Annotated in this window: 25 protein-coding genes and 1 pseudogene; 14 read left to right on the top strand and 12 right to left on the bottom strand. The window is 57.8% G+C overall.

The annotated features are described in order from the left end of the window. From AO692_RS03040 to AO692_RS03025, 3 genes are all read left to right on the top strand, one after another. Positions 1-683, top strand: a 683-nt coding sequence (locus AO692_RS03040; protein ID WP_200911701.1) for an ABC transporter permease, incomplete at its 5' end; no start/stop codon positions are given. A gap of 54 nt (positions 684-737) precedes the next feature. Further along, positions 738-977: a hypothetical protein gene (locus AO692_RS33490; protein ID WP_054308568.1), complete on the top strand. Its 240-nt coding sequence runs from the start codon at positions 738-740 to the stop codon at positions 975-977. Positions 978-2,144: 1,167 nt separating this feature from the next. Then, positions 2,145-2,453, top strand: coding sequence for a hypothetical protein (locus AO692_RS03025; protein WP_054308566.1), 309 nt, complete (start codon positions 2,145-2,147; stop codon positions 2,451-2,453). Between the two features lie 326 nt (positions 2,454-2,779). Here AO692_RS03025 and AO692_RS33850 read toward each other — a convergent pair whose 3' ends face one another. Both AO692_RS33850 and AO692_RS03020 read right to left on the bottom strand, forming a co-directional pair. Further along, entirely contained in the window at positions 2,780-2,902 is a 123-nt protein-coding gene (locus AO692_RS33850; protein ID WP_280138570.1) for a hypothetical protein, read from the bottom strand. A 112-nt stretch (positions 2,903-3,014) separates the two neighbouring features. Next, on the bottom strand, positions 3,015-3,269 hold the full coding sequence (locus AO692_RS03020) for a hypothetical protein (RefSeq protein ID WP_054308565.1): 255 nt from the start codon (positions 3,267-3,269) through the stop codon (positions 3,015-3,017). 51 nt (positions 3,270-3,320) lie between these two features. Here AO692_RS03020 and AO692_RS33600 point away from each other — a divergent pair, with 51 nt between their 5' ends. From AO692_RS33600 to AO692_RS03000, 5 genes are all read left to right on the top strand, one after another. Beyond that, positions 3,321-3,704 carry a hypothetical protein gene (locus AO692_RS33600; RefSeq protein ID WP_244483237.1) on the top strand — a complete coding sequence of 128 codons (384 nt, stop codon included), beginning with the start codon at positions 3,321-3,323 and terminating at the stop codon, positions 3,702-3,704. After that, on the top strand, positions 3,689-4,132 hold the full coding sequence (locus AO692_RS33595) for a hypothetical protein (RefSeq protein WP_244483236.1): 444 nt from the start codon (positions 3,689-3,691) through the stop codon (positions 4,130-4,132). Before AO692_RS33600 ends, AO692_RS33595 begins: the two co-directional genes overlap by 16 nt. Continuing rightward, positions 4,132-4,407 (top strand): hypothetical protein, encoded by a 276-nt coding sequence (locus AO692_RS33080; protein WP_054308564.1) that lies wholly within the window; start codon positions 4,132-4,134, stop codon positions 4,405-4,407. The genes AO692_RS33595 and AO692_RS33080 overlap by 1 nt, the downstream gene beginning before the upstream one ends. A 135-nt stretch (positions 4,408-4,542) precedes the next feature. Continuing rightward, positions 4,543-4,896, top strand: a complete 354-nt coding sequence (locus AO692_RS03005; RefSeq protein WP_152979693.1) for a hypothetical protein — start codon at positions 4,543-4,545, stop codon at positions 4,894-4,896. Positions 4,897-5,501: 605 nt separating this feature from the next. Beyond that, positions 5,502-5,756, top strand: coding sequence for a hypothetical protein (locus AO692_RS03000; RefSeq protein WP_054308562.1), 255 nt, complete (start codon positions 5,502-5,504; stop codon positions 5,754-5,756). Between the two features lie 862 nt (positions 5,757-6,618). Here AO692_RS03000 and AO692_RS02995 read toward each other — a convergent pair. The 6 genes from AO692_RS02995 to AO692_RS32125 all read right to left on the bottom strand — a co-directional run bounded on the left by AO692_RS02995 (position 6,619) and on the right by AO692_RS32125 (position 8,924). Next, a complete protein-coding gene (locus AO692_RS02995) occupies positions 6,619-6,861 on the bottom strand; it encodes a hypothetical protein (protein ID WP_054308561.1) in 243 nt (80 codons plus the stop codon). Between the two features lie 196 nt (positions 6,862-7,057). Beyond that, positions 7,058-7,417, bottom strand: a complete 360-nt coding sequence (locus tag AO692_RS33910) for a hypothetical protein (RefSeq protein ID WP_054308560.1) — start codon at positions 7,415-7,417, stop codon at positions 7,058-7,060. Beyond that, the gene (locus tag AO692_RS02985) at positions 7,414-7,674 is read right to left on the bottom strand and encodes a hypothetical protein (RefSeq protein ID WP_054308559.1); all 261 of its coding nucleotides are present in this window, start codon (positions 7,672-7,674) and stop codon (positions 7,414-7,416) included. The genes AO692_RS33910 and AO692_RS02985 overlap by 4 nt, the downstream gene beginning before the upstream one ends. 138 nt (positions 7,675-7,812) lie before the next feature. Beyond that, complete coding sequence (gene rpsU / locus AO692_RS02980) at positions 7,813-8,100, bottom strand: 30S ribosomal protein S21 (RefSeq protein ID WP_054308558.1); 288 nt, start codon at positions 8,098-8,100, stop codon at positions 7,813-7,815. 317 nt (positions 8,101-8,417) lie between these two features. Then, the gene (locus tag AO692_RS33590; RefSeq protein ID WP_054308557.1) at positions 8,418-8,648 is read right to left on the bottom strand and encodes a hypothetical protein; all 231 of its coding nucleotides are present in this window, start codon (positions 8,646-8,648) and stop codon (positions 8,418-8,420) included. Positions 8,649-8,759: 111 nt separating this feature from the next. Next, on the bottom strand, positions 8,760-8,924 hold the full coding sequence (locus AO692_RS32125) for a cold shock domain-containing protein (protein WP_082407190.1): 165 nt from the start codon (positions 8,922-8,924) through the stop codon (positions 8,760-8,762). A gap of 1,342 nt (positions 8,925-10,266) precedes the next feature. Between AO692_RS32125 and AO692_RS02955 the strand changes: the two genes are divergently transcribed. From AO692_RS02955 to AO692_RS02945, 4 genes are all read left to right on the top strand, one after another. Next, positions 10,267-10,554, top strand: coding sequence for a DUF1488 domain-containing protein (locus AO692_RS02955; RefSeq protein WP_054308553.1), 288 nt, complete (start codon positions 10,267-10,269; stop codon positions 10,552-10,554). A 220-nt stretch (positions 10,555-10,774) separates the two neighbouring features. Beyond that, positions 10,775-11,077, top strand: coding sequence for a hypothetical protein (locus AO692_RS02950; protein WP_054308552.1), 303 nt, complete (start codon positions 10,775-10,777; stop codon positions 11,075-11,077). Between the two features lie 57 nt (positions 11,078-11,134). Next, positions 11,135-11,293 carry a hypothetical protein gene (locus tag AO692_RS33075; RefSeq protein ID WP_161808033.1) on the top strand — a complete coding sequence of 53 codons (159 nt, stop codon included), beginning with the start codon at positions 11,135-11,137 and terminating at the stop codon, positions 11,291-11,293. A 94-nt stretch (positions 11,294-11,387) separates the two neighbouring features. Then, complete coding sequence (locus AO692_RS02945; RefSeq protein WP_152979692.1) at positions 11,388-11,792, top strand: hypothetical protein; 405 nt, start codon at positions 11,388-11,390, stop codon at positions 11,790-11,792. A gap of 213 nt (positions 11,793-12,005) precedes the next feature. On the opposite strand, the gene AO692_RS32630 is transcribed toward AO692_RS02945, so the two are convergent. Beyond that, positions 12,006-12,233, bottom strand: a complete 228-nt coding sequence (locus tag AO692_RS32630; protein ID WP_152979691.1) for a hypothetical protein — start codon at positions 12,231-12,233, stop codon at positions 12,006-12,008. A 318-nt stretch (positions 12,234-12,551) separates the two neighbouring features. Further along, a complete protein-coding gene (locus AO692_RS02935) occupies positions 12,552-12,800 on the bottom strand; it encodes a DUF982 domain-containing protein (protein ID WP_054308549.1) in 249 nt (82 codons plus the stop codon). A 72-nt stretch (positions 12,801-12,872) separates the two neighbouring features. On the opposite strand from AO692_RS02935, the gene AO692_RS02930 reads away from it, so the two are divergent. Both AO692_RS02930 and AO692_RS02925 read left to right on the top strand, forming a co-directional pair. Then, positions 12,873-13,181 carry a DUF982 domain-containing protein gene (locus AO692_RS02930; RefSeq protein ID WP_244483235.1) on the top strand — a complete coding sequence of 103 codons (309 nt, stop codon included), beginning with the start codon at positions 12,873-12,875 and terminating at the stop codon, positions 13,179-13,181. A gap of 256 nt (positions 13,182-13,437) precedes the next feature. After that, positions 13,438-13,959 carry a substrate-binding domain-containing protein gene (locus AO692_RS02925; RefSeq protein ID WP_082407189.1) on the top strand — a complete coding sequence of 174 codons (522 nt, stop codon included), beginning with the start codon at positions 13,438-13,440 and terminating at the stop codon, positions 13,957-13,959. A 377-nt stretch (positions 13,960-14,336) separates the two neighbouring features. Here the strand turns inward: AO692_RS02925 and istB are convergent, their stop codons facing one another. Beyond that, positions 14,337-15,065 (bottom strand): IS21-like element helper ATPase IstB, encoded by a 729-nt coding sequence (istB, locus tag AO692_RS02920; protein WP_054308547.1) that lies wholly within the window; start codon positions 15,063-15,065, stop codon positions 14,337-14,339. Then, positions 14,998-16,564, bottom strand: a pseudogene (gene istA, locus AO692_RS02915) (IS21 family transposase). The gene istB and the pseudogene istA overlap by 68 nt, the downstream one beginning before the upstream one ends. Positions 16,565-16,679 lie beyond the last annotated feature (115 nt).

Genomic DNA, 16,679 nt, shown 5'->3' with positions numbered 1-16,679 from the left:
TCAGCCGGATCTTCCAGAACAGATATGCCGGCGCACTGATCAGCCTTGTCCTTGTTGGCGCTTTCCTGGCCATGACACAGCCAGTGTTCCTGACGTGGCCCAATCTGATGAACATCGTCAAGTCGAACAGCGTCGTGTTCATCCTGGCGCTGGGCGCGACCTATGTGGTCATCTCCGGCGCCGTCGATCTGTCGGTTGCGAGCGCGACCGCAGCCTCGGCAATGGTGCTGGGGTTGCTGCTGTTGGCTGGCGTGTCGGCACCGCTTGCCGTCGTCGCCGCGGTCCTGTTCGGCGCCCTTCTCGGCGCGGTCAACGGTACGCTTGTCTCCTACTTCAAGATCTCCTTTTTCGTCGTTACCCTGGGCACGCTGTCCGTGTTCCAGAGCTTCGCTCTCATCATCAATGACGGGGCCAGCGTCAGCGTCTTTTCGACGGCGGGTTTCAAGCCGATCAACACTTTCGTCAACGGCAGCATCGGGCCATTTCCGAAGATGCTCGTTTTCGATCTGGTTCTGCTGCTGCTCGCCGGGGGCATCTTGCGATATACCTCCTTCGGCAGAGCGCTCTATGCCATCGGGGCCAACCCAGAGGCAGCGCGGCTGAACGGCATTGACATCAGGAAGGTCATGCTCGCCGTCTTCGTCATTGTCGGCCTCATGGCGGGACTTGGAAGCGTCGTGTAGGTCGGGCGCCTCACATCCGCGTCGGCCGAAGTCGACCCCACGCTTCTTCTAACCGTGCTGGCGACCGTGCTCATCGGCGGAACGGTTTTCACCGGCGGCGAGGGCGGTGTTTTCGGCACCATGATCGGTGTGCTGTTCCTCGGTGTCGTCCAGAACGGCCTGACGCTGAGCGGCGTCTCCTCCTTCTGGCAGGGCATGGTCAGCGGGCTCATCCTGATAATGGCCGTCTGGCTGGGAGGATTGAGGCAACTGCTGCGAAAAAGGCGCTTGTCTGAATCTCCGACATTCGGATAGTCGTCACGACCAACCGCACTGGCCGACTGGGCTCGGTCCCTTTTGGCCAGCAAGCTATGCAGGCTCGCTGCGGTCGCTCTCGCTAATAGATCGCCTCCATCGCCCATCATGAGAAGGGGCAAAGTGTGCGATCCGACTGAAAGGGCTACGGCAACACCGCTCGCCTCATAGACGAGCCGCTTGGCCTGCGCGAAAGACAGCATCCCTTATGTGGTGCCAATCTATTTTGATCAGTATGATCAATGCCACCAAATGCTACGTCCCGCTTTAACATGAGCTCGGCGTCGGCCTTTCTGTCGACAGCGTCCAGTAGAAAAGCCAAATCTCGCATATCCACTCCTCCCCAATGCCCCGTCATGAGAGCTTCTCCCAGGCGCTGGCAAAGAGCAAGACGGCGGGTGAGATGCGAGAGCAACTCGGCAGAAGCTTGCGAGGGTCTGCTCATCTCGTCAGCGCGCCGTCACGATACGAGAATGGGGCGCCTTATTGGCTGGTCAACCGAAAATCTCAGATTGAACAGGACATATCCATCTTCGTCTGCAACGGACATCGACCACCTATTGCCAAGCCATAGGTTCATGCCTTCATCATTCAGCATTTCCCCGGCCCCACGTAGGGCTTCGACCCGAGCTTCTGTGTCGTTGTCGAGGACAAGGCCGGTGGCGTCGATTACCGCGCGCCCGTCAAGAACATGGAAAAAGTATCGTGGCATATCGTCTCCTCCGTGGGCGGGAGCGCGATATGTCTCTCTGTCTCAGCTTGCCAAAGCGAATGCTGACGATAACCCAGTGGATGCTCTTTGACGACGCAAAGCAAATGAATTCCGCTTTTGTCATAAAAGCTTCGCCCAGGCGCAGGCAAACGGCAAGGCGACATGTAAATCGAGGCAGTCAGGCAGTTTTTGTGATAGCGCCCCCGAAGGTGGTCTTCACAGCTTGAACGGACCCGGGATCAAAGATGCCGCTCGCTGACAAGCAGCGTAGTCACACACGGAGTGTGGGAGCCCAGCAATATCGCAAGCTCTACAGCGACCCACGGTGGTGCGGACCGCAAGGGATCTACTCGGCAACGGCAATCTGTTTTCAACGACCTCGACCACACCGCAATTCTCGGTCTCGCTGACACACATCCTCTGTTGGTAGCACTACGAGCAACTGCGCGGTCTTCATGACGGCATCCGTTGAAAATCAGCGGACCGGAGGTGCCGGCAGGGCGACGGAACTCTACTATTACAATGGGGTCGATTTTCTCGCCGTGGAAAACGCACCAGAGCAGCTGTTAAGTTTCAACGGCGGGGGCCTCGCTGGCGAGATCGCACGCTCGCAGCTGAGTATGTTTCGTATTCTCACGCCGGCTCATAGGCGCAGCGACTTGCCTTTGTCGTGGTCGGTCTCTCCGTTCTTCTGGACCATCTACACGGGCAATACAGCGAGCATCCGCCAGTTCAGGGCAATCTTCGTGGAGTACGAGCCATGAGCGCACTCATGACCGCAGCGGCACACATGAACTAACGCCGCCGCAACTGCTTTCGCTATGGCAGCAGTCGGCGGCCTATGTGTCCGCTCTCTACGACGCGTCGTGGACCATCAAAGCGATGGACCCAATGCCCGAAGACATCACCGCCGACGCGCTCTGGCCGGCAGCCTCGTAGCTTACCTTAGGCGACGCTTAGAAGTGCGAGCACCGCAAACAGCGGGCCGATCTGGATAAGCAGTTCAAGCACGGCAAGTCTCTTTCGCCACGCGATAGACCCCAAGCCGTCTGCTTTTTCATCCCCCAAAAGAGTTAAAATTCTTGTCGAGCTAGCTCGTCAGCGAAATCAGCGGCTGAGCTGCTTTGAGCACTATCACAGCCACGACCACTACGGACAACAATGTCGCCAGAATAGCGAGCGACATCCCGGTGCTGATCGGTTTTTCGTCCAACTTTGCCTCCCGACGGGTCGGTTCTGACCTCTTTCGGCAAAAAATTGCACATCCCTAAAACGGGTAAACCCCATTCGAAAGGACAATCCATGACGAACGGCAGTCGAAGCCGTCACATGGGATCGCGAGGTGGAAGCGACCCACCGCGCATCAGGTTCGCCATGTCCTCGTAATGGAGGGCCTTTTGGTCCGCATATCGGCGGAGGCTTGGCGCGACCTTCGCATCGCGCACAATTTCGGCGAGCCCCGAAAAAAACTCTATGGCAGCTGTCTGGCTAACGGCCCCTGCATTCACCAGCAATTCGACGAGACGGCTTATTTCAACCCTCTGTATGGCTTGCTCGATACCTTCGGTCGTTTTGATCATCTCACCCTCCCGTTAAGGGCGGAACTTCATCACATCACAAGGGAAAAGACTATGACGAACGCACTTACGGGAGCGGGCGACCGCTATGCTGTCTACCGCCCGGTTCTCGACCTGATCGGCAAGAGCGAAGGCACGGACAAGGGCGACGGCTACAACGAGACGCTGAACTACGGCGCCTATACCGGCGGCGATGTGGATCTCGTCAGCATGACGCTCGACCAGATCGACGCGCTTCAGACCAAGATGCTGCGGCATCCCAAGAACAAGCTGAAGTCTTCGGCGCTAGGCCGCTACCAGATCATTCGCACCACGCTCCGCACCATGCGCCAGCAGCTCGATCTCACCGGCCGCGAGAAGTTCGACGCCGAGATGCAGGATCGGCTGGCCTGCTATCTCCTCGGCCAGCGCAGCATCGACAAGTGGCCGGCCGGCTGAAGCTGGATACCCTGATCGCCAACCTAGCAATGGAATGGGTCTCGATCCCGAAGCCGAACGGCAAGGGACACTACGAGGGCCAGCACGCCGGCGTCTCCGTTTCGATGGTCAAGTCCGCCTTGGCTGAGGTCGCCAAGCGCCATGCGCAGGGCCAGCCGAAGGTTGTCGAGAAGGTGCCGGTCACCGTCGAAACTCCCGTGGTGCCCGTCGCCGTCGACAAGGCCGTGAAGAAGCAGACCAACGGCTGGGGCTGGTCCGGTGTCGGCCTGGGCACCGTCGGGACGGTACTCACGGCCATTGCTGGCTGGTCCTGGCAGACTGTCGCGCTGTTCGCCGGTATCGCGATGATTGGCTGCCTTGTCGCGCTCGTCATCGGCCCTTGGATCGTGCATCGCGTGAACGCCATTCGAACCGCGGTGGAGGGGTGATGTTCAACTGGCTCCAGATCGGTGCAGGGGCGGCGCTGGGTGCGCTCGTCGCCTTCGGCCCCGCATACGCATACCTCTACGGCAAGCGCGAAGGCCGCCAGCAGGCCGCTGTGACAGCGCTGGAGGCCACCGTCAAAGCTCTCCATGACAGGGTTGAAATCAATGCTTCGATCTCTACTGCTGATGCTGTCGATCTGTGTCGCGATTTCGGGCTGTCAGTCGACCAAGCTGACGAATGCGTGCGCCGGCTCCGAGAAGCTGACGCCAAGCCTTGAGACCAGCGTCTACATCCTCAGGAATGATCGGCCGTTCTCCAATCAGGTGGCGGCGCATAACCAGTTCGGCGCTCGGCGCGGCTGCTGGAAATAACAGGACAGGGGCATAGGGCATTGAAACAGGAAGGCGACGACATGGCGAACCTCTCCGACAAGATTGTGAACAGCGTGATCGTGACAGCCGTGGCGCGTATGTCGATGGTGATCGCGTTGCCGGTGATCTATGCAGTTGTGCAACTCTATTCGAGCCAGCAGGCAACCGCTCTCAACAGCATGAAGCAGGATCTAACCAACCAGATCCAGGCGGCCCAGACGGTGGCCTCCAGCGCGCAATCTTCGGCTTCGGATGCATCAACGGCCACGGTAGCTCTTTCGACCCGGCTAACCGCTGTGGAGACAAAGCAAGCTGAAGCGGCCACCTCCAACAAGGAGTTCAGTCGGCAACGCTCAACCGGCTGGATCGCATGTCGGATTCGCTTGTCGGGTTGAGCAATGCTGTGGCGGCGCTCACGGCGAGCGTCCAGTTAGTCGTCGACGACAAGCGTAGTCGACCGCCGTAAGCACTTTCTCGCCACATAGTGCCGATACGCGCACGCCGCGCCTGTCTGTTGGCTTGCGTGTCTCAGGTAACGCCCGCACAGCTTCTGTGCGGGCTCTTTTGTCGTTCAGCGGTCGCTAACCATATTGCTCTGCAACCGGAACGATCTACAGCATCTGCCGTATTTCATGGCTCCCTCCATTGCGGCATTCTCACCGCCGTATTCTTCAAACAGGAGGTTGGAATGAAATCGTTGATGGTGGCCGCTATGTCAGCCTTGGTGCTCGTATTGTCGGCAGGTGAAGCGTTTTCTGCCTACAAACCTGGTTCAAATTTTCAAGTTGCGCGGTGGATCTGCACCTATTTCCCGGCGTCGTGCCGCTAAATCCTTCTCAATCTTTGATTAAAGGCCCGCTCAGCTTCGGCTGGGCGGGTCTTGTTGCGTTCATGAGTTCACATTTTCGGAACCTTCCAGCGCCTTCTGTATTGCGCTGACCTAACGGTGGTTGCGACCACCATTCCCGTGAATGATCGAACATACCCTGAGGAGGTAGGTATGGCCGTTCAACACTCGTCCAGGAGCGGCATCGTTTATCCGGGCGATATGGAGACTCTTAAACACATCTACGACGATCTGTGCACCGAACGAGGCTATCGCGCTGGCAGCCCTGCTGCCGAAGACTTAGCCAAGGCTGCGATGGACTTGTTTGCCCAGGGCGTTTTTGATGAACGCGAGATCATCGAATCCCTGAGGGAATACCTCGATCGAAAATCGTCGGATGCAAACGGCAACGCATCCATAGCCGCATAGCGACGCTGCCCGTCCGTTTGTCTGCAGCGAGAACGGCCGACGCACCGAGGAGGTGTCACAGCGCACCAGCCTATACGCTGCCAGGAATTATCAGCGCTAGCTATAGGATACTCTCTGAATGGCTATGGGAGCATTCCCCAGTCGGGGTACGCCTTTCGGCCGACAGCAGAAACGAAAGCTCCGTTGCGGAGCTAAGCCATTGAACTCGCCCTGTGAAAACCGAGCATCGTCGAGATTGTCCACGCGGCCATGTATCGGGTTCCGCTTCAGGTAACAGGACCCGCTCCGTTGGCGAGCGGGTCCTTACTTTTTGACTTGGGTTGGCCCAAAGCGTGCAGGCCCTTCACAGGGACGGCATGCATCAACAACGCGATATGGCTGCCGTCAAGCTTGGCCGCTAGGTGCCTATGAGCTTCTGCGACGTCCACGCGAGGTAGGAGTACACGCGCCGTTGCAGGTCTACCGGGCGCTGGATCGTCTGATTGCCGAGGGCACCCCGTCCACAAGATCGAGAGCGTCAGCACCTACGCTCTCTGCACGCATGCAGACTGCGCACGCGAAGGGCGACATTTGTCCGGTCGAACCCGCAACATCAGGCCGCGTTTTGAGACTGCGCGTGGATGTCATCTGTCGCGAGCTTACGCCTCGGAGTTGTGGAGCGACCGAACGTACTCAAATTTCGCTGACATAGCGCTTGCCTGTCTAGCGATTTCGGCCACATCAGAGGTCCGCGCGAAGCGATCCGTTTTTGACCGCAAGTTGCGGCGGTTGCGCCCTCCTGCGTCCATCACGGGATCAGACGGTAGTCGCAAAGCAAGGATCGCCTCCGCATCCGTCAATGGACGCAGCCGATCCACGAAATCTAGTGGGAGCGATCCTCGCGAAGGGCCTTGGTAACACTGTTCTGTTCTTCCCCGTCATCGGGACGGTTGAGGGTGACCGTGCATCGGATCAGAAAGTTCCAATCAGGCCCGTGCTCGACGATGAGGTGGAGGTCGGATATTTCTTCGAAATAGTGTTCGATGCTCCGGGCCCCTTCCTCGGTGCGATACTCTATGATGGCTTTCCAGCGCTTTTCGGCGTGCAGCGTGACGACATTGGTCATTGCGGGCCCTTCACGGTCAGACACCACGGGTTCAAATCCACACTTGACGCATTGCCACACTTGGCCATCCACCGGGCCGGATCGATCTGATCTGAAGTGCGCCCGATCTGACACGCCGCTCCGGGACGGAATTTTTCACGCTCCGTCAACCGTTCCCGTGCTCCGGTTTGGTGCTTGCGAGGCTCGCCAAGAAGCCTCAGTTCTCGCCAGGACCTTCTCCAGCTTCGGTTTTCGGTGCTCGCGATTGCCGCGTTTCTGTCCCTTGGCCATGGCCAAATGTCCTTTCAGCGAGGGTCGCGTCATTTCCGCCGAGCGGTGGGGCGACAGCCTGCAGGCTGTCTTGCGTGGCCATTCGTTCGTGACGTTCGTTGTCACTGCGAATGCGATACTGCGGAGAATTGTCCTTGGCTGGCAGCGTGCCCGTGATGCGATACAGTTCCGACGTTTTGGGAAAGACGCCGAACTGCGACTTGATGCGGACCAACTGTCCAACCGAAAACATGTGAGCCGCTGCGTCGGGCTGGCGCCCGCGTGGGCGATGAGATGAAGCGGTCATCCTTCCCCTCGATCCTTTGACAGTGCCATTTCAAGTTCGTCAGGGTCGATCGGTACCAACTGCGTTGATGAGCTTGCCGCCGCGACGGCCGGGAGGTGGAGAAAGCTCGCCACACGCTGGTAGCCGGCAGGCCTTTCCTCGATCTGCTGCTCGTCATATTCGATCACATATTCGCCGGCAGGCTGGGGAAGGTCGAAGCCATAAAGGAGAAAGGCGGAAGAAAATCGGACACTTTTTCGTATCGTGCGAACATCCATGGTCGCTGATCCTTAAGGATATCCGGATGAAGTCACCGTCCGGCATCTGTTACGCTGGTCACTGGATTTGACTTCAGCGATTGCAGGGCGGTGCCAGACCATTGTTGACTGGAGGCATGCCGCCAAACGCAAAAACTCCTAGGGCTTTGCCCAACCTTCGCCGGTTCGTTCGGCACCGGACGTGGGCCGGCGCGCCAGCGGAGCCTTTCTGTTTGACGGAGGTAAAAGCCCTTCTTTCTGGGCTCGCTTCCTAGCCAGCTTATGTGCTCTTCTGACGGCTTCGGCCCGCTGGCGGATCTTTCTTTCAGAGGGTTTCTCGTACGCCCTTCGGGCCTTCATCTCGCGGAAGACGCCTTCGCGCTGCATCTTCTTTTTCAACACCCTAAGCGCTTGTTCGACATTGTTGTCGCGTACGAGTACCTGCACTGCTTCTCCCTTGCTGGTCCGTTGCGAGGAACGGACGTTGCGGCTGCCAGAGCGGCGAACCGTGAGCATGCACCATAGACCCTCTTGCAGAAAACGCGACCCTGTTGCCGGTGGTTGGAATGATTCCGACTTTGGCGCGTGTCTCCTGCACTAGCGAGTGGCGAGCAGGCCTGCGGTCACTTTGTCGTCCGGCCGTGTGGGGCGAACTGAGCGTTCGCATTCGCTTTGTTGCGAAGCCGTAGCGAACACGGAGTAATAGGGATTTCTGAATTCTCCTTGCGCAACGCATGAGGCGAAGCGCTTCCAGTCCAGACTGTTCAAGCGCGTGCCGCACGGCGTTTTCGGCCGGCCGTTGCCGGTTTTGCTGGCGTTTTCGCAGCCTCGATTGTCTCTTGCGCAAGCCTCGCTTGACGCAGACGTTCAGTCTTGGCCTCGCGCGCTGCTTTCTCGCCTTCGAGGATTTCGCGAGCGGCTCTGCTGGTCAGGTCACTCTTGAGCTCGGAGGAATTGGGTTTGGGTTTGAAGACACTGTCAGGCATGTTTTTCATGATCAGTTTCCATCAACGAAAAAGGCCGGGCAAGCCCGACCTTCCTCAAAGTCATCTCGATAGCCGATGCCAGTACATCCGTGGTCAAAGGCCAGAAACGACTGTTCTGGTTTAGATCGCTTGCAGATTTTCAGCCGAGCTTTTGCCCGTCTTGCGGTCGGCGACCACGTCAAAGCTCAACTTCTGTCCCTCGGCCAAGCCGCGCATACCTGCGCGCTCCACGGCCGTCACGTGGACAAACACGTAAGCCATCAAGATATTCCTTTCAATTGCCATAGAAATTAGCCACCCGGCATCATGCCAGGCGCCTCAGTCTTTCGAAATTGAGAGGAAGATCGATTCAGCGCTAGAAAGCGCAAAAACAAGCTAAACAGGCAAGATCGATGGCTATTACTTAGGCCGGCTACCAGAAGATTGCAAGGATGATGCGAGAATATTAAAATTAGACGTGCCTATCGAGGCTGGTCTGATGCCGTCAGCGATCAGAAAACCCAGGAATAATTTGGACCTCGCTTCGAGATACATGGTTTGCTTGGTGCGATTGTCCTCGCTTTCGCCGGTCTGATCGTATAGGGTGATCTTGTCGGCGGCCATCTCAAGGGCGCTGCCGATTGAGGGCGGCCATCGTGCCCTAGCCCCAACAAAAGGAGGACACCATGTCTTCCATCGACACGCCCCCAACCTACATCTCATCTGTCCAGTCGATGAGCAGAAATGTCCTCTCCCGGCTCCTGCGAAGCTTCGGGAGCCTATCCGAGGATCAGTCGGATCCGCTCCGCGATCAGCCGGTCATGGTTCTCCCGCGTTCAAAATTTCATCGGCGCATTGACAACGATACCGTCGGGACGCTGCGCCGCGCGTTAGAGACAAGGAACCGGCATCAGCTGATTTAGCCCGCTACCTCATCGAATCCACTTGGTCTTCGTCAAAGATCGCGAATCCGATGCTACGGGGCGCTGCCCAAGCCTTCGATACCGCAGATGCCCAGATGCTTCATGCGGCCTGGGGAGGGGCCAGGTTCCGGCATTGTTCAAAATATGAACGGATATCTACCATGAGAACCAATATTTCGATCCACACCCGATCGGTCCTTCGCCACGGTTACTTCCTGACCATGGTGACATTCACCGCCGCGGTCATATTCATATCCTACTGCACTCTTTTTGGCTTCGCGTAGCCGGCGTCGGCCTGGCGATGCCGCCGACATCGCGCATGCACTTTCACTCGCGGTCGATGTGCGTGGCCATGTCCCGTCGAGGTCGAACAACACACGCGCCGCTGCCGGGCGTGTTGAAGAAAGACCAGCGATGAATGAACATGTCACCAAAACCAGACGAACACTCCTTGCCGCGAGGGCGTGGAGCGACGCAAGCGAGGCGCTCTGTCTCGACTCTATGGACCATCACTATGGCCGCCGCGTGGAAATGGATGGATCCTGGACCGTCGACCACGTCTTCAGCGGTTCTCCCGCCCGTATCTGCGGTCACTCGACAAGCGGCCTCAGCCAGCTAGGCGCAACCGAGCTCATGATATTCCTGAACAGGCGCAACGAAGAGCTTCGCAGAGGGCGCAATGGCCCGAAATTTCGCGGCCCAACCGGGTCCGAGGCGATCCACCCATGACGCTCGAATTTCCAAACCAAAGCCGCAGCTTCGATGAAATGCGCGGCGCGATACGCTTTTCCGGCTATGACGGCATGATGCAAGTGCCATTCCTGATCGAGGCCGCAGCGCTCACCAAATCAAACGGTTTGACCGCCGCAAGAACGCCATCGGAAGCGGTGTGTCTTGCAGCTTTCGACGAAGCTCGGGCTTCAATTGAAGATGTCGCGCGCATTATTTATTCTCGCAATCGCCGGCCTCTCTATGTTCTTACTTCCGCCGATTTTTCCGGCCGTTCACGCTAGGGTCGGGTGTTTGAGTATTCTGAAATTTTTACCTGATTGTGATTTTGTTCTTTAACAAAACTGAATTATATCATAATGTTAAATTCGAATTTGTGCGATGTTGTCGAAATTTGTGGGAACGGCTGGAAATAATATTTTCAGATAGACTTTCGGAATAATTGGGCGCATGGTGAATTTTATCGTGAAGGTGGGGTGAGGTTACCTTGCCGATAAGGGTGTCATGCTTTTCACCTACCTGACCAGGAACAGCGCAGCCTTTCAGTTGCGCGCGATGGTCTGGACCTCACCGTCTGCTTCGGAAACCTTAAACCCAGCTGCCGCTCATGAGACCCGAGTCGTGACTGACCAATCGTTGGACAACAACGAAATCGGCGTGCTCTGCCCGGATTGTCGTCACGAGACGAAGAAAAACGTTGGCTGGGTGAAAACACACACGCAGATGGAATGCAGGAACTGCGGCGCAATCGTCGATATCGAAAGCAGAAATTTTCGCGTTCCACACGACACGCAGGCAAAGGAGTAGATTGCTCGTCGACCGTCAGCCGGTGCGGATAAGCGGCCGGCTTCTTTTGAACCCGACATGCCGGACACAGCGATGCGCCGGATCCAAATGGATGCTCCAGCGATGACAAAAACAGTGCGCCCCGCGGATCAGATACTGGCCACCCTTGCTGTGGTCATGGTGTTCGGTGTGGGTGGTTATCTGGGTTACATCTTCTTTGATAGCATCAACTGGTAGGCCGGAGAGAAGGCCTGATCTAAAGAATCCAGTTGATGGTCGTGGACGTTGCGAAAATTCCGGTGATCGACGCGGTATATCCAAGAGGATGCGCATGACCGGTTTGACTGGCCTGATCTCGGACTGCCAGCGGCTGAAAGGTCCCAGCCCAGAACTGGATTCCGCAATCGAAAAGTATTTTTCCGACTGGGAACAATTATGGGTTTGTCAGTTGAGGCACAGGAAGATCGGAAAGATCGTTCATACTTCATACCGTTCCCCTCCGGCCTACACCGCGTCACTCGACGCAGCTGTTGCCCTGACCGAGCAACTGCTTCCGGGATGGCAGTGGGGAAATCATCCTTTCGCAGGCCGCCGGCGGGCGTATGTGGTTGAGGACAGTCCCCTCCGTCTTGTGCCCGTCGTCGCGGACCACTCCTGTGCGGCGATAGCTCTGGTGATGGCTACGCTACGCGCGTGTCTTCTCGAAAAGGAAATTGGCCACTCGACCGTTCCTTGATGTTCGAACCCTTTCCGCAGGGGAAGGTTAGGCTCCAACGGGAAGTCTCGTAGACGCCTTTTCGACTGGAACAGGTTCCAATACCATCCGTTGTTCTGTGCCATTTGGATGCGGGGCCTCGGCTTTTAATAGCCCTCGCTTGTGGTGCACCAGCATGAAGCGCAGGAACGATCCAAAGGTTGTTCCCCGGCGCCTGTCCGAGGATGGAGGCAGTCAGTTGATAGCCAATCTTCGTTGCAGATAAAGCCAGAGGTGTTCCTGGAGATCTGCTTGATCAAATACCCCTTGCGAAAGCAGGTCTATTGTCGCCCTCACCAGTTCCTCTGGAGTAAGGTCGCCGCGAAGAATGCGATGTTCGACATCGAGAGTATCATAGATACTCGTGAGAACCGTGACATCATCCGCATAGGACAAGCCGCTGATGGAGGGTTGGTCTGCCATTGCTTCCTCCCTGGTATAGGGCGGAAGCATGATTTTCGCTCACAGCCGACGCTGCCCTGATCATCTCGCGCCGATGGCTTACCATGCGCTTCATTCGGTTCAAGGTCTGCACAAGAATATCCAAAACCGATCACTTATGAAAACAGCCGCTCGGGCATTGGTCACGGGACGAGCTCGCACGAACTCGACGTCATCCAGGGCGGGCCGCAAAAAACAGCGCCCTCTCGGAGATAGCGTGATGTCCGCTCGACAAACAGACTTCCGGATAGCAGGCAAGACATCCGGTGGTCGCGTCGCATGACTGGACAACTGATCAATTCATGAATTGATCAAGATGCCGGCTTCTCGCGCGGCAAGGATGAACGCGCGTCTCGCGCCTTCAGCAGATTTCTTGCCATCGTTCGCATCAGAACAGGCCTGGAGTGCTGCTCGATGCTTGTCGCCCCGCTTACCAGGCCACTCTCGAAGCAGGAAACTCGTGCAGGCCGAGACGTCCGCAAGGATTTTGCTGCCGCCCGCAGGATCGATACGGACGGTGATTGGACTTTCAAATTTTGGATTTTCCATTCCCGCTCTTAAGGCCGTCCGAAGGAAGTAGCGAGGATTATTTTTCGGATGCCCTTGAACAGGAAAACGATGATGATCGCAGCTTTGCGTTTTGCCCGGTCGGGCGTACAGTATTTTATGGAAAATCAGTCCTTTCGAACGCCAATAGTTATTTATGCTGGCCTCCCTTCGAAATTTTACCTCGTCTCGACTGTATCCGATGCGTCGGATTTTCTTTTCGACAACTGGGCGCCCAATGACAGCCTGCAATGGGTCGACGCGATGAACAGATGCGCCAAGGCGGGAGCCGGGGAGGCGAGTGTGGAAGGTGCTCGATCCGCCTTCCTCGTTGCCGTCAAGGCGGCAGGCATCAGAGTGGACCCCTCCGTTCCCTTGTTTTGAAAAAGCAGTGAGGCTTCAGTGTTTGATTGTTATGTTGAGAGTCCCGATTTTGCTGCGCGCCCCAGCAAGCCCTGAGAAGTATCCAGATTGATTGGGATTTCCGGAAATTTTCCAACTTTCTGCCTGTTATCTTAAGATAGGTCCACGGTCTGGTCGATGGTGGGCTTTTGCATCAAGGAACCAGCCCGACACGCGTTGAGTCCATCAGATCGGGCCGGACCGTCAGCGGACCGGGGGCGAACAGTCTGCGAAGTCCATGGCAGGAATTCAATGTCGATCGACGCTGGAAAGGGAAGCGCATTTGCACCAGTCTAAGCACCAGCAGGTAACCGGCATCTACGCGGCCCAGGACCGTGTTGCAGGCTACCGGGAAGCGTTGACTGAAGCCGGTATTGCGTATGATGGCGGCCTGGTTGTTGACGGGAACTGGACGCCAACTTCGGGCTATGAAGCGACGAAGCGACTGCTTGCGCTCGAAAATCCGCTAACCGCCATCTTTTGCCGGAACGATAAAATGGCCATGGGTTGTTTCATCGCTGCCAGGAAAGCCGGTTTGAGCTTCCCTCGCGACCTTTCTGTCGTCGGGTATGACGACGATGAACTGTCTCGTCATCTACGCCCTCAACCCACAACGATGGAGCTGCAGCATCGTGAGATGAGGGCATGGTCGATAGCGCAACTCGCTAAGAGAGCCGATCGAAAGCCCAAACGCCTTCACAAGGTGAAGTGTACCTTGCTGGAGCGAGCGTCCATAGCTCAATGGACCGACCATTTCTGATGCTGTCGTGAAATCGGTGATTTTGCGGGTTTGAAGCGCGATGTCGTTGGGTACAGTGAGAATGGCGAGCCCTTGGTGCGGCTGAATTCTTACGGAAAAAAAGGCCCCTGACCTTGAAATGCGAAGCCGACCGCCGGTGCCAGCGCGTGTTGAGCAATGCTATTCAACGCTGGCTTTTCGCGTTCCAACGAAGGTCGACCAACCCAGTCATCAGGCTGTCTCTTTGCTTTCAAGGTTTCGATGTCAATCGGCCTGGAATGGGGACCCTGGATCGGCGCGCAAAAGGGACCCCTGTAGGGCACCACGGTTAGCGCTCGCCGGGCGAAGCTGGTCTGGGTTGCGCAGGCCGGCGAGCGCGGATCGGCGTTATGGGGTGATCAGGCGCGGTTCTTGAATCGCCAGGATTCGTTTCCGGTCTCGATGATCTCGCAGTGATGGGTGAGCCGGTCGAGCAGCGCCGTCGTCATCTTGGCGTCGCCGAAGACAGCGGGCCATTCGCCGAACGCCAGATTGGTGGTGACGATGATCGAGGTGCGCTCGTAGAGCCTGCTGATCAGGTGGAAGAGCAACTGCCCGCCGGCTTGCGCGAAGGGCAGATAGCCGAGTTCGTCGAGGACGACGAAGTCCAATCGGGTCAGGTAGTCAGCGATACGGCCCTGCTTGCCACCGCGGTGCTCGGTCTCGAGCCGGTTGACGAGATCAACGACATTGAAGAAGCGACCGCGCGTCCCGTTGCGGATGAGGGATCGGGCAAGGGCAATCGCCAGATGTGACTTGCCGGTTCCGGTGCCGCCGATGAGAACGGCGTTACGCTGGTCGGCGACGAAGGTGCCGTTGGCAAGGTCCCTGACCAGCACCTCGTTGACCGGCGTGCCGTCGAAGTCGAACTCCTCGATGTCCTTGGCGATCGGCAGCTTTGCGACGGTGAGCTGGTATTTGATGGAGCGCGCCTGCTTCTCGGCGATCTCGGCCGACAGCAGATCGCCGACGATCCTCGGCGGCTCGTGCTGGCGCTTGATGCCGGTCGCCATAACCTCGTCATAGGCACTGCGCATGCCGTAGAGCTTCAACGTTCCCATCAGATCCAGAACCTGCGTGCGTTCCATCAGCTTGCCCTCCTGAGGCTGTCGTAGCGGGCACAGTCGGCCTGCGGCTCATGGCGCAGGCGAAGAGCGTCCGGGGTGAGAATGGTGATGGCTGGCGCCGGATCGCGCCGCCGCGCCAGAATGTTGATGATGACAGCTGACGAGCAGACGTTCTGGTCGAGCGCCTCTTGGCAGGCGGCCTCCACGGCATCGATCCCGTCGGTCAACACCGCAGCCAGGATCGCCACCATCTGGCGATCACCGTCATCCGAGGACTTCAGTCGGCGCCGGGTCCGCTCCATCGCCGAGGGCAGAACCCAGTCCTGGAACGGCGCGCCATTGCGCAATGCGCCGGGCTTGCGGGCGAGCACGGGGACATAGTGCCAGGGATCGTAAATGGTCTCACCGCGCCCGAACGAACGGGCGTGTTCGGCGACGACAACGCCATCCTGCCGGATGACGATCCTGCTGGCATAGGCCTGGATCTCGACCGGTCGGCCCACGGCAGTCGACAGCACCGAGTATTTGTTGTTGTCGAAGCGCACCGTGCAGGTCTTCGATACCGAGGCGGGGACCGTGTGGAAGCCGTCGAAGGGGCCGCGATACTCGACAAGTTTGCCGCGCTCCTCCTCGAACACCTCCCAGATCGTGCGCTCCGGCTGATCGATATGACGGTGCGTCTTGGTGTAGGCGATGCATTTGTCGAGCAGCCAGGCGTTGAGTTCCTCATAGGATTTGAAGCGCAGCCGCGGCGTGAAGAAGCGCTCGCGCACCAGCCCGACCTGGTTCTCGACTTGACCCTTCTCCCAGCCCGACGCCGGCGTGCAGGCGACCGGCTGCACCAGATAATGGCTGCACATCTGCAGGAAGCGGCGATTGTATTGCCGGTCCTTGCCGACGAATACCGTCTCAACCGCCGTCTTCATGTTGTCGTAGATGCCGCGCGTGCAGGTGCCGCCAAAGAAGGCGAAGGCCCGGTCGTGCGCGTCGAACACCATCTCCTGCGTCTCGCGCGGATAGGCTCTGACGAACATCATGCGGCTGTGGCAAAGCCGGACATGGGCAACCTTCACGGTCACAGTCACGCCATTGATGAGGACGATCTCGTGGCTCCAGTCGAACTGGTAGGCTTCACCCGGCGCGAAGAACAACGGCACATAGGCTTCCGCCGTCGCTGATCCCTGCGCCTTCGCCCAGCTCTTGGCGTATCGGCGAACCGCGTCGTAGCTGCCGTCGTATCCGAGACCGCGGAGCTCCTCAAAGATTCGGATCAGCGTTAGCCGCTCGCGCCCCGCCTTGCCGTGATTGCCACCTAAAAGCCCGTCGAGCTGATCCTGCCAGGGGCCGATCTTTGGCATCGGCTGATGCTCACGCTCGTAACGGAACTCCGTCGCGTTCGACCGCAGCACCTTCCGGACAACCTTCCGCGATATCCTCAACTCGCGGCAGATCTCCTTGATCGACTTCCCCTGGACCAGCGAAAGCCGACGTATCTTCGCAATCGTCTCCACAACCAACATCCAAAACAAATGCCCCCGATGAAACCGAAGGCAGTGTGACAACCCTGCGTTACAGGGGTCCTTTTTGGACGCCGGTCACCCCTGAAACGGGGTCCTTATTCCACGCCGAAACACA

This window comes from Mesorhizobium sp. 1M-11, from assembly GCF_001303895.1.
Classification (GTDB): Bacteria; Pseudomonadota; Alphaproteobacteria; order Rhizobiales; family Rhizobiaceae; genus Mesorhizobium.
The sequence above is the reverse complement of the archived record's forward strand: the minus strand, read 5'-3'. Positions and strand labels throughout refer to the sequence as shown.